12 protein-coding genes are annotated in these 12346 nt (G+C 61.2%); 2 read left to right on the top strand and 10 right to left on the bottom strand.

Features of this window, described 5'->3' with window-relative positions; all coding sequences use genetic code 11:
- Positions 1-166 precede the first annotated feature (166 nt).
- From IF809_RS20835 to IF809_RS20870, 8 genes are all read right to left on the bottom strand, one after another.
- On the bottom strand, positions 167-556 hold the full coding sequence (locus IF809_RS20835) for a PPC domain-containing DNA-binding protein (protein WP_462838360.1): 390 nt from the start codon (positions 554-556) through the stop codon (positions 167-169).
- A 1-nt stretch (position 557) separates the two neighbouring features.
- A complete protein-coding gene (locus IF809_RS20840; protein ID WP_462838361.1) occupies positions 558-1025 on the bottom strand; it encodes a PPC domain-containing DNA-binding protein in 468 nt (155 codons plus the stop codon).
- 153 nt (positions 1026-1178) lie between these two features.
- A complete protein-coding gene (locus tag IF809_RS20845; protein WP_462838362.1) occupies positions 1179-1931 on the bottom strand; it encodes an SDR family NAD(P)-dependent oxidoreductase in 753 nt (250 codons plus the stop codon).
- Positions 1932-2026: 95 nt separating this feature from the next.
- Entirely contained in the window at positions 2027-3661 is a 1635-nt protein-coding gene (locus IF809_RS20850; protein WP_462838363.1) for an acyl-CoA synthetase, read from the bottom strand.
- Positions 3658-4827, bottom strand: coding sequence for an acetyl-CoA acetyltransferase (locus tag IF809_RS20855; RefSeq protein WP_462838364.1), 1170 nt, complete (start codon positions 4825-4827; stop codon positions 3658-3660). Before IF809_RS20855 ends, IF809_RS20850 begins: the two co-directional genes overlap by 4 nt.
- Before the next feature lie 31 nt (positions 4828-4858).
- Positions 4859-6742, bottom strand: a complete 1884-nt coding sequence (locus tag IF809_RS20860) for a TRAP transporter large permease (protein WP_462838400.1) — start codon at positions 6740-6742, stop codon at positions 4859-4861.
- 5 nt (positions 6743-6747) lie between these two features.
- Complete coding sequence (locus tag IF809_RS20865; protein WP_462838365.1) at positions 6748-7758, bottom strand: TRAP transporter substrate-binding protein; 1011 nt, start codon at positions 7756-7758, stop codon at positions 6748-6750.
- Positions 7752-8633, bottom strand: coding sequence for an alpha/beta fold hydrolase (locus tag IF809_RS20870; RefSeq protein WP_462838366.1), 882 nt, complete (start codon positions 8631-8633; stop codon positions 7752-7754). The genes IF809_RS20865 and IF809_RS20870 overlap by 7 nt, the downstream gene beginning before the upstream one ends.
- Positions 8634-9079: 446 nt before the next feature.
- Here IF809_RS20870 and IF809_RS20875 point away from each other — a divergent pair, with 446 nt between their 5' ends.
- Both IF809_RS20875 and IF809_RS20880 read left to right on the top strand, forming a co-directional pair.
- Entirely contained in the window at positions 9080-9748 is a 669-nt protein-coding gene (locus IF809_RS20875) for a GntR family transcriptional regulator (RefSeq protein WP_462838401.1), read from the top strand.
- Between the two features lie 28 nt (positions 9749-9776).
- A complete protein-coding gene (locus tag IF809_RS20880) occupies positions 9777-10466 on the top strand; it encodes an alpha/beta fold hydrolase (RefSeq protein ID WP_462838367.1) in 690 nt (229 codons plus the stop codon).
- A gap of 62 nt (positions 10467-10528) precedes the next feature.
- On the opposite strand, the gene IF809_RS20885 is transcribed toward IF809_RS20880, so the two are convergent.
- A complete protein-coding gene (locus IF809_RS20885; RefSeq protein ID WP_462838368.1) occupies positions 10529-11929 on the bottom strand; it encodes an FAD-binding oxidoreductase in 1401 nt (466 codons plus the stop codon).
- Entirely contained in the window at positions 11926-12342 is a 417-nt protein-coding gene (locus IF809_RS20890; RefSeq protein ID WP_462838369.1) for a PaaI family thioesterase, read from the bottom strand. Before IF809_RS20890 ends, IF809_RS20885 begins: the two co-directional genes overlap by 4 nt.
- Positions 12343-12346: the final 4 nt, after the last annotated feature.

Genomic DNA, 12346 nt, shown 5'->3' on the forward strand with positions numbered 1-12346 from the left:
GTACACCAAGTTGGAAGGGCCTCCTCCTGGGCTTTCGCCAACTTCCAGCCGATACCGTCAGCGGCCCCTCGGACAGGCCATTGATGGCCCGGCTTGCGCCGATAGCAGTCAAGCTCCTGCCGGACCGCATAACGTTCGATCATGTGGGTTTGAAAATGTTGCCGTCCTACTCCTCAATTAATGGCAGCCACTCCTCAAGAGTTACCTCGAATGTAATGCAAATCGGGTTGGAGCCGGCAACGAAAGCCCCACCGAATACGTTTCCGTCAGTATCTGCCACCACACCGGAGAGTGATGCTCTCACAGAGCCGTCGATCCGCGATCTCACCTCTCCCGCGATGCTGACAATTTCAACTGCGGGACCCTTGATATGATGGTATCTTTCCTCTCCGGCGGCCAAACATCCGTCGACGAGACTACCTAGAGCGCCACGCACGAACGCATTTCGAAAGCCCTCGGCGAGACATAGCTTCTCTACACCCTGCACCAGGTCCTCGTTCGGGGCGATTCGAGCATAGGCCACGCGCCCCATAGACCCGCTTTCGATCATGTTCATGCTAGTCATTGGTCTGCCCGTGCGGTTGGAGAAGGGAGATATTCGTCTCTGGATCGAATACTTGACGCAATTCAAAACCGTCGAGCGACGTCACAAGGACCGGGATCGGATGTGATCCTACGGTGCACGTTTCGGTCAGGATGTGACCGCCCTTGATCTCGCCACTTTCCGTTCGAATGGCAGCGTGGCAATGCACCATCGGCAGACTCTGCAAGTTCTTGCCAAGCGTCGCATTGCCGAAGATGATATAGGCTCGTCCGGCGCCGATGGGATCTGCATAAGCGATCACGGCTTGCCTTGAGGGGTCGGGGGGCGCTACGCAGTAGTGAAGTCGCTCGAAATAGCCGCCCAGGATCGTCATGGACGCGCTATGTACGCCCACTTTCGCTAATGGTTGGACCAGAGCGTCGAAAAGGCTGATGCCGGGCTCCAACGCCAGCCGAAAATGTCGCGCGGATTGAGACCGCATGCTCTGAATTCTCACGGGATTGAACCGCCCGGGGTGAATGAGAGTCCTCGGACGAGGTATCGCCGATGATGCTCTAGCCGTCATGATTGGCTCTTTGGTGCTTCCAGCATTCATGCTCATCTCGTGACCGGCGCCGATGCGGTACCTGCATGGTCAGCCTAGCAAGCCGCCAGCGGTGAACCCGCCATCGACAGCGAGCACTTGTCCCGTGACAAAGCTCGACTGGCGCTGATCAAGCAGGAAAATCGCCGCGCCCGCCAGTTCGTCCGGCGTCCCATAACGACCTTGGGGAACGCGACTGATCCATTCCGACCGCGATGTCGCCGAATGCATCTCCTTCACCAAGGGCGTTTCGATCGGCCCCGGCGCGATTGCATTGACACGAACGCCGCGCGGCGCAAACTCGACGGCCATGATCTGCGTCATCATGATGACGCCGGCCTTTGATGCACCATAGGCAACGCGACGCGCGTTGCCCCGGATTCCAGAGACGGACGCGATGTTTACGATCGCACCGCAGCCGCGAGACTGCATTCGCCGCGCTGCCTCGCGTGCCGTTACGAAGCTTCCCACAAGATTGATGTCGACGATCTTGCGAAACAGTTCGGCGCTGGTCTCCAATGCCGGAAGCTCGCGGCCGATGCCGGCGGAGTTCACCACACCATCAAGGACGCCGAACTCCCTTTCGCACCCGTCGATCGCTGCCGCGACGGCGGTCTCGTCTGCCACGTCAAACTTCTCGAACCTGGTACGGCCGACAAATGGCTCGAATCTGGCCCGGGCTTGATCGAGGCTGCCATCGGCGACGTCGGCTATCACCGCACGCCAACCTGCCGCGAGAACGGCTTCGGCGATCGCTAGTCCGATGCCCGAGGCTCCGCCCGTGATCAGAATTGTCTGCTGCATTCGTCGGTCCTGCTCTCTTCAATGATCAATGGCGATCAACGGCCAGTCGAAAGACGGTGAACCACCACGCACGCCTCCCACAATCAGGAGTTCGCTCATCCAACCGTCTGCGGAAATCGCTCGGGCTCCAGAACGCCGCGCGCGCGGAGCTCCTCCTTGATGATTTTCTTTGTGGTCTTTCCGTAGCCGGACTTCGGCAGTTCCGCCCAGAAGACGACCTGCTTCGGAATTTTGTAGCGAGCGACTTTACCTTCTGCCCAGGCGAGCAGATCGGATTCGGTGAGTGCCGTGCCTGGTGCGAGCACACAGACGGCCACCCCGACCTCGCCCCAGGTCTGGTCAGGCACTCCTACCACCGCCACTTCAGCAATTGCCGGGTGCGTCAGCAGTTTCTCTTCAATTTCGCGGGGATAGACGTTCGAGCCCCCCGAGATGTACATGTCGGATGCCCGGCCCGTAATATACAAAAAGCCTTCATCATCCATGTGGCCGAGATCGCCCGTCCGAAACCAGCCGTCGCGGAACGCTTTCGCATTGGCTTCGGCATTGTCGTAGTACCCCGCGAAAACCGCCGGCCCGCAGACACAAATCTCACCGGTCGAGCCGGCAGGCAGTTCGCGCCCGTCATCGCCCTGAATTGAGATCTGCATGCCAGTGCGCTCGTAACCGCAAGTGCCGATCCGCGCGCCGGCGTGATCCTCGGGGTCGTGGAGCTCCGGCGGCAACACGGTGATGTTGCCGGTAACCTCACCCAGCCCGAAGTATTGCACCAGGACCTTGCCAAGCCTGCGCAGCGCGAGCTTCTGATCCTCGCGGTACATGGGGGCGCCCGCGTAGATGACGTAGCGCAGCGACGAGTGATCATGCGAAACCACGGACGAATGCTCCACCAGCATCTTCAGGATGGTCGGGACGGTGAACATGTTCGTGACGCGCCAGCGTTCGACCAGTTGCCAAGCCTCCTCGACATCGAAGCGATCGCCCGTCAAGAGGATCGTCTTCGCGCCGCGCGCGGTCTGCACCAATTGATGGATACCCGCGCCGTGCGACAGCGGTGCCACGACCAGCGAGGCATCCTGCGAGGTCGTGCCTGGCATCAGGTCGCAGAGATGATTGGTGATGACGAACGCCATTTGGCCGTGGGTCAGCACAGCCGCCTTCGGCCGCCCCGTCGTGCCGGAGGTGAAGAAGAACCAGCAGGGATCATCGTGCTCGACCGCAGCTTCGGTGACGGCATTGCCCTCGTGGCGGCGCACGAGATCGTCATAGTCGTCGCCGATGTCCGACGGTCCGATCGACACCACGAATCGGATGCTCGGCGCTGCAGCACGTGCCGCCGCCGCATGATCGGGAAAATCCCGATGGCAGATCATTGCGGCCGCCCCACTCGCTTTCCCGAGATAAGCAACCTCCTCCGGAGTCTGCCGAAAGTTCGTCGGGACCCACACCGCGCCGAGACGAAAGCAGGCAAACATCGACTCAAACATCTGGTTGCAGTTCTTCGATTGCACCAGCACCCGGTCGCCCTTGCCCACCCCTCGGGCAGAGAGGGCCGCGGCCATCGCGGCAATCCGGCGGTCGAGCTCGGACCAAGTCCAGGTGGCCTCGCCCCAAACGAGCCCGATCCCCGTTGGCAGACGGCGCGCCGCCTGCCGCACGAGATGAGCCAGGTTCATCACCCGCTTCAACGCCGGCGCGACGCCACCAAGCGGCGCGAACACATTCATCATTTTACGCGCTCCAAGATCGAGACGTAGTTGGCGACGGCGGCGCCGCCCATATTGAACACGCCGGCGAGATCGGCGCCGTCGACCTGCATGTCCCCAGCCTCATTCGTCAGCTGCAGGCACGCCATCACATGCATGGAAACGCCCGTCGCGCCGACTGGATGTCCTTTCGACTTCAATCCCCCGGAAGGATTGACGGGCAGTCGTCCGCCCTTCTCTGCAATTCCCTCGCGCACGACGCGAAATCCTTCGCCCGGTGCGGCGAGCCCCATCGCCTCATATTCAATGAGCTCGGCGATGGTGAAGCAGTCGTGGGTCTCCACGAGGCTGAGATCGTCGAGCGTCGCGCCCGCCTCCCCCCGCGCCTTTTCCCAGGCGAGCCGCGCCCCCTGGAATGCTGTCGGATCGCGCCGCGACAACGGCAGAATGTCGTTAACCTGTTGCCGCGCGCGAAAACGAACGGCGCGCGCAAGCCTTGCGGCGGTCTCCTCGTCCGCGACCACCAGCGCCGCCGCGCCATCCGAAATCAGCGAGCAGTCGGTGCGCCGCAACGGCGCCGCCACTAGAGGATTCTTGTCGCTGACCGTGTTGCAGAAAGCGTAGCCAAAGTCGCGACGCATTTGCGCAAAGGGATTGAGCACGCCATTCTTGTGGTTCTTGGCGGCGATGTGAGCGAGTTCCTCGCTACGATCGCCGTAGCGCTGGAAGTAGTTCTGCGCGATGCGGCCAAATACCCCCGCAAAACCGCCGGCGATATCGGCCTCCTCCTTGCGGTAGGAGGCGCCGAGCAGAATATCGCCGGTCTCCGCCGTCGGCTTGGCCGTCATCTTTTCGGCGCCGACGACGAGCGCGATGCGGCCACGGCCGGCGTCAACGAAATCCAAAGCAGCGTAAAGCGCCGCCGAACCGGTGGCGCAGGCGTTCTCGACATGCGTAGCGGGCACATGCGCGAGCTCCGGAAGCGCCAACGCCACCTGTGCCCCCTCGAATCCTTGCTTGGAGAATCCGTTGTTCATGACCCCGACGAAAATGCCGTCGACATCGCTGGCGGCGAGTTCCGCATGATCGAGCGCGGCACCCGAGACGCGCGCGATCAGGCTTTCCACGTCCGGATCCTCCAGCCTTCCGAATGGCGTGTGGGTCCAGCCTACGATACAGGCGCGCGTCATGATTGTTTTCCGTAGATTAATGAGACGATCGTCATTTGAGGAATCCGATGGAGATCCAGGGCACCGCGGCTACAACAGCGGTCCCGACCAAGAGCGCCAGCATGTAGCCCCAGATCGGTTTCATGCCTTCGTGCGGATCGATGCGGGCAATCGCGCAGGCGGCGTAGTACCCGACGCCGAACGGCGGCGCGAAGAGGCCAATTCCCATGGCCAGGATGACCACCATCGCGTAGTGCACCTCGTGAATGCCCACGGTCTTGGCGATGGGAAACAGCAGAGGACCGAACAGCACGATGGCCGGAATGCCCTCCAACACCGAGCCGAGCACGACGAATGCGAAGATCGACACGACCATGAAGGTCGTGGCGCCGCCGGGAAGACCCGTCATTGCCGTGGCGAGCGAGTGCGAAAATCCGGACTGGGTGAGTCCCCACGCCATACCGGTCGCGGTGCCGATAATCAGCAGAATCGCTCCCGAAAGGCAGGCGGTGTCAACCAGCATCGGCCGAAGCCGGCTCCAATCGAACTGCCGATAGATCAGAAGACCCACAGCCACCGAGTAGACGACCCCGATGGTCGACACCTCGGTTGCGGTCGCAATCCCCTCCACCACCGCCGCGCGGATGACGAACGGCAGCGCCAGCGCGGGCAGCGCCACGACGAAGGCGCGGCCGATCTCCCGCCAGCCCGGACGTTTCACCGAGCCCGGGTCTTCGCCGCGATAACGGCGATGGACCACAAAGCCAAGCGCCATGGCGAGCACGATACCGGGCAGCAAGCCGCCGGTGAACAACGCCGCGATTGAGATTCCGGTGACGGAGCCGATCGTAATAAGCACGAGGCTGGGCGGCACGGTTTCGGTTTGCGCCCCGGTGGTCGACAGCAACGCGACCAGGTCGCCGGGCCTGGCACCGCGCTTGATCATCTCCGGAAACAGCACGGGAGCCACCGCCGCCATGTCGGCTGCCTTGGAGCCGGAGATGCCGGAGACCAGATACATGGCTCCTATCAGGACGTAGTGCAGTCCGCCCCGGACATGGCCCAGGAGGGTTGCGAGGAACGCCACCATTGCCCGCGCCATGCCGGTCATCTCCATGAGCAGACCAAGAAACACGAACAGCGGCACCGCCAACAGGATCAGATGCGACATCCCTTCGTCCATGCGGCCGACAAGGACCATCGGGGGCGTGTGTGTCGTCAACACGAGATAGCCGAACACGGCCAGCCCGAACGCAAATGCGATCGGCACGCCGGCGAAAACCGCGGCCATGACGACACCCACGAAGAATATGATCAGGTTGAGATTTCCGAGCTGCCGAAACAGCGGTTCAGAAAGCCAGAAGGCCCCGACGATCAGGGCGACAGCGCCGAGCGCCGCCGCGACCGTCCCCGGCGACCCCGCCTTTGCAAGTCGAAGCAGCGCGAACATCGCCATGAGAGCGATGCCGAACGGCAACGCGGCCGCGCGCCAGGAATTGGCGATCTCTAGGGCAGGCGTCGTGATATATGCCTCTTCCAGGGCATATTCGTAGGCCGGCCTAGCCACCATGAGCAGGAAGGCCAGAGCCGCTCCGATCGCGAAGACGTCCAGAAACGCGCGTTGCTTGGCCGCCATCTTGTTGACAAGCGCGGTCATGCGCATGTGCTCGTTGCGGCGGAAGGCGATCACCGATCCGAGCATCGCGAGCCAGAGAAACAAGATTGACGCGAGTTCGTCGGACCAGACCAGCGGCCGCTGAATGCCGTATCTGGCAACCACGCCCGCGAACAGGATCACTATCTCGGCAAGCACCAGCAGTGCCGCTACGAGCTCCACCGCGCCCCCGAGTAGTGCCTCGAGGACGCCCGACCGCGGCGGCCTGACCGTACATCCTCGCACCGCCACGCCGCTTGCAGCATCGTCCGTCTGGATCATCGCACTCAAGAGAGCCGCCCGACCGATTTTTCCAGGATCTCCCAAGCCTCGTTCCCGAAAGCGGCCTTCCATTTGGAATAGAAGCCGGCCTTCGTCAGGACTTCGCGAAAGGCAGAGGCAGAAGTCGTGTTAAAGGACATGCCCTTCTTCTCGAGATCTTGCCTCAGGCTATCGTTGAGCCGTTCGGTGTCGGCTCGCTCATCCATGATCGCCTTCGTGATCTCCTCGCGGACGATATCCTGCAGCGGAGCGGGCAAGCGCTGCCACGCGGCCCGATTTCCGATCATCCAGAATCCGTCCCACATGTGATTGGTCAGCGAGCAATATTTCTGAACTTCGTAGATTCGCGACGTGAATAGAGTGGCCAGCGCGTTCTCCATTCCGTCGACAATCTTCGTCTGTAACGCGCCGTAGACCTCGTTGAAGTTGATGCTCGCCGGCGAGGCGCCAAGCGCCTCGAAGAGTGACGTCCAAAGCTTCGCGACCGGGACGCGAATCTTGAAACCAGCGAAATCTGCCGGCGTCGCGATCGGCTTTGTGCCCGCGGTCGTCTGGCGGAAGCCGTTGTCCCAGACGCGATCGAATGCAACAAGGCCGGACTTTTCGATGGCAGCCTTGATGTGCTGGCCCAGCGCACCATCCATCGCGCCCCATACCTGCTCGTAGTCTGCGAATGCGAAGCCAACGCCGCTGATGGCAGCCACCGGCACGAACCCGCCCAGGATCACGCCCGACATCGCAACGAACTCCGTCGCGCCGCTGCGCACTTGAGAGATCATATCGGTCTGACCGCCAAGTTGGTTGCTCGGAAAGACGGCGAACTCCACGCGCCCCGATGACCTTTCCGAAATGCGTTTTGCCGCCTCCAGCGCCCGCACATTCATGGGATGATCAGGCGTCAAGTCATGACCGAATTTGATATTGAACTCCGCCGCACGCGCCCGACTGGATAAGACCATCGGACCCAAAGCGGCGGTCGACGCAAGCGAGCCCAGAACTATTCTACGATTCAACATGACGCTCTCCCTGTTCCGACGAGTTGTTCTCGTTGGTTTTCTTTGAAAAATGCCCGGAATGCCTTGACCAGCTGCTCCGGCTGTTCTTCGGGTATCCAATGGCCCGCTCCCTCAACGACTCCGCCTCGGACATCGCGAGCAACTCGCCGTAGAGACTGGACGACTTCCAGCCCGCGCCCCCATGAGCAGGCTCCGCCAAGAGCCAGCACCGGCATCGGAAGCTGCGGATTATTGCGGTTATCGAGGCTGTCGCGTTCGAGCGCGCGGTAGTATTCAAACCCGGCGCGCAGCGCTCCCGGCATGCGGTAGGTCCTGAGGTACTCTGCGACGTCGTCCGGAGAAACAGCAGTCGGCGTTGCGCCGAAGTTTCGGAAGAACCACTCGAGATAGACGTCCTCCCGCCCCGCGATCAGCGTTTCGGGCAGATCTCTTGTCGCGTGAAAGCCGTGATGCCAGCGCTTGCCCGACTGACTGAAGCTCGCGGTCCCATCGCCCGGAATCGTCACATCGAGAATAGCAAGACGACTTACCGCGTCCGGATGCGCAACGGCGAGCGCGTAGGCGACAGGCCCTCCCCAATCGTGGCCGACCAGATAGAAGGTCCGCAATTCGAGGTCACGGCTGACAACCCGCCAGATATCGTCGGCAATTGTCCGCTTGTCATATCCAGAGTCCGGTCGGGACGAATCTCCGAGACCGCGAAGGTCCGGGGCGACGATGAAATACTGGTCAGCCAACTCCTCGATCACATGTCGCCACGTGTACCAGGTCTGCGGCCATCCATGCAGCAGGACCAAAGTGGGCCCCGACCCAGCCGTGACATAGTGGATGCGGACGTCTCCCAGCTCCGCTTCATGATGTGTCACGTCCGCCACTGCCCGCTCCCTGAATGTCCATTCCGACTGCCGTTGCAGTCCCGCGGAAAGGCCGCATTATTTATAATGTTTTTATAACATGTCACAAAAAAAGATGGAGTCAACTGCCTTTTTGGGCTGAGACCTTGGCCGCGCGGGAAGCGAGATCGACGAGCCTTTCGCCAGTCTCGCGAATTCTTGAGATATCGCTTGAAAAAGGCAAATCTGGAGAATGTGGATGAAATCGCGGGCGCCGCTGGGTCCTGAGAGAACCAAGGTGTCCAATATCGCTGTTGCGAGCACTAGCCTTTTTGTGACATATCATACTGCTTGAGACGCATTTTGAATTTCCTCTTGCGAAGGCACCAGCATTGACCCGAGGTCGTAAGAGCGCTTCCGAACGGCGGGCGCTGACAGGCGCCGCCACCGATGGCCTCACCATTCCTGCACCAAAGGATTCCCGGGCGATGCGTCCGGGCTTCGCCCGACCACGATCCGAGTCGCATCAAGCGGAAGAGGCCCGTCAAAGACTTGAGGAAATGATCGTCACACTGGAGTTGAAGCCAGGGACCGTGTGGTCTGAAACTGAGTTGAGCGAAAAGCTGGAGCTCGGCCGCACTCCGGTGCGCGAGGCGCTAAAGCGCCTCGAGGCCGAACATCTCGTCGAGATTGTTCCGCGAAGCGGGGCAAAAGTGACGCAAGTCGACGTTATGCAACAACTTCTGATGCTGGAAATGCGTCGAGAACTGGAGCGACTTATCGCTGTATCCGCTTCGCGGCGGGCAACTCCGGAGGAGCGCAACAAGTGTGTCCAGATTGCGCGCTATTTCGAGGGAATGCGCGATATCAACGTCATGGAATTCTTGCGTTATCACTATGACGCGAAGCGGTTTCTCGCGGAATGCGCGCGGAATCCGTTTGCGGCGGCAGCGATCATACCCTGCCACGCGATGTCACGTCGCTTCTACTATCTCCACAATCGGGTCATTCATGACGTCCCTGTAGCGGCCAAACTCCACGCCAATGTGTTCGAAGCTGTGGCACTGGGGGACGAACAGCGCGCAGCCGAAGCTTCCGACAAGCTGATGGACTATGCCGAGGAATTAACCCGGCGGACGGTGCTGACTCGCTCCTGAAATCCGAAACAGCAAGGATTGCTCGGCAATGACCAATATTGTGTTTGTTCCCGGGGGGTGGCAGGGCGGCTGGCGCAATACAGCGGTTGCGCAAAGGCTTCGGGCGCAGGGCTGCCAGGTCTTTACGCCAACGCTGACGGGCTTGGGGGAAAGGATTCACCTTGCGAATTCGAACATCAATCTGGACACACACATCGAGGACATCGCGAATGTTCTTCGATTTGAAGATCTGACGGACGTTATCCTTTGCGGGCACAGTTATGCGGGGATGGTCATCAGCGGGGTCGCCGACAAGCTATCCGAACGGATTTCCGCTCTCGTGTACATCGATGCTTTCGTACCGCAAGATGGAGAGTCCTGGTGGGATCTGGCCGGAGACAGCTATCGGAGTCTCGCACTTGAAAGATCGGAACTGGATGGATTTCGGGTTACGGCGCCTGCGCACATGGATCCGCGATGTACCCCCCATCCGCTCGCCTCCTTTCGCCAGGCGATACGCCTGGGAGGTCGATGGAAGAGCGTGAAGGAGAAAGTCTTCATCTATGCCACCGGGTGGAAGGATACTCCGTTTACTCCGACCTACGAAGCTCTCCTCGCGGATCCGGACTGGGTGGTCAGATCGTTCACTTGCGGGCACAATATTGTCAGAGAGGATCCGGAGCAGCTTGTTTCGCTGATAACTGGCCTGAGGGCTTGTCAGGCTTCAAACGCAAGCTGAAAGCGAACGATCAGGGCGAAAATAGACTGCATTCATCATCGCACCTCCCCTGGGTCGTTTTGCTATGGTCGGAATATCTTGCCGGGATTGAACGAACCGTCCTTGTCGAGCGCCACCTTGATCCGGCGCATGAGATCGAGCTCGACCGGATCTCTCCTGGTTTGAAGCAGGTCGACCTTGGTCCGACCGATGCCGTGTTCGGCCGAAAACGTCCCGCCCAGGGAGAGCACGATATCGTAGATCGCCTGGCTGATCTGCTCACCCTGCTCGGCGGCCCGCTCGCCACCGAGCGCGGCCGGCAAGACGACGTTCAGGTGGATGCTACCGTCACCCACGTGACCGAACGGAACAACCGTGACGTCCGGGAATCCGGCTTCAATATCGGCCCGGCTTCGGCGCAGCAGCTCGGGCACCTGCGCGACCGGCACCGCGACGTCGTGCTTGAAGTCGCGTCCCGCCTTCTTCTGAAACTCGGTCTGGTCTTCCCGCAGGCGCCAGATCTGCTTCTGCTGCTCACCGCTCTGGGCGAGCGCGGCGTCGGCGATGGTGCCGTCCTGGAGCCTGTCCGCTAGAAATGCCTCTAGCATGTCCCTCAGGCGGGCATCCGCACGACTCGAGGTCAATTCAACGAGAACATAGTGGTCCGCGTTCTCGACTGGCGAGCGGAGTCCTTCTCGCTTCGCCAGCTCCACGCATGAGCCCGAGAGGTATTCGATCGCGCGCACATTCCCCTCGGCCGCGGCGCGCAGCTTGATCCAGAAATCCAGCACCTGGTCCTCAGTCTCGACCGCGCAGAAGGCCACCTCGCAGCCGACCGGCAGAGGTGCGAGCTTCATCGCCGCGGCCGTGATGATGCCCAGCGTGCCCTCCGATCCGGCGAAGAGGTGCTTGAGGGCGTAGCCAGTGTTGTCCTTCCGCAGCGTTCGCAGGCCGTTCCAGATGCGACCGTCGGGCAGCACGACCTCCATTCCCAGCAAGAGGTCTCTCGCACTCCCGTACCTCACGGCAGAGATGCCGCCTGCGTTCGTCGCTAGCGCTCCACCGAGCGTGGCGGTTCCCTCCGAGGCAAAAGACAAGGGAAAGAGCACGCCCGCGTCCGCTGCCGCGCTCTGGAGCTCCGCGATCGTTGCGCCCGCTTCCGCCACGATGGACATATCCACCGGGTCGACCGTTCGGATCTTCTTCATGGCGCCGGTGCTGATCACGACCTGCAGGCCGGTTTCGTTCGGCGTCGCGCCGCCGACGAGTCCTGTGTTGCCGCCTTGAGGAACGACGCTGACGCCGGCTTCCCGACAAATGCGGACGCTCTGCGAAAGCAAGCTTGCCGATCTGGGCCGTAGGACACAGGCTGCCTTACCGCGAAGTAGACCACGCCAGTCTGAGAGATATCCGTCCGCCAGCGCCGGATCGGTGATGCAATCGGAGCCAAACAGCTCCCTGAGCTTGGCGACAACTTCGTTCATAACTGCTTCCAGGTGGACGTCGCATGCGCGATCGTTTCTCCGGTGCCATCCTGGGCGGACGACTGCAGGAAGAAGGTATTGCGTCCCTTCTTCAGAAAACTGGCGCGGCAGGTCACCACGCCGGTTCGGACCGGGGCGAAATACTGGACCTTCATCTCGAGCGTCGCGCCGGCGCCGAACTGATGTTTAAGAAGATGTCCCATCGAGATGTCGAGGGCCGTCGCCAGCACGCCGCCGTGGAGCGAGCCCTGCGGATTGAACATGTAGGGCTTCACGTCGAGAGAGACGATGCAGGCGTCGGCCTCATAGGAGACCGTCATCCCGAAGAAGCGTGACAGGAAGAACGATCCGAATTCATGGCGGCCGTCGCCCATGGCTGCCACGACCAGTTCCCGAACCTGCGCCCCGTCCATCCGT

This window comes from Bradyrhizobium sp. UFLA06-24 (assembly GCF_054967145.1).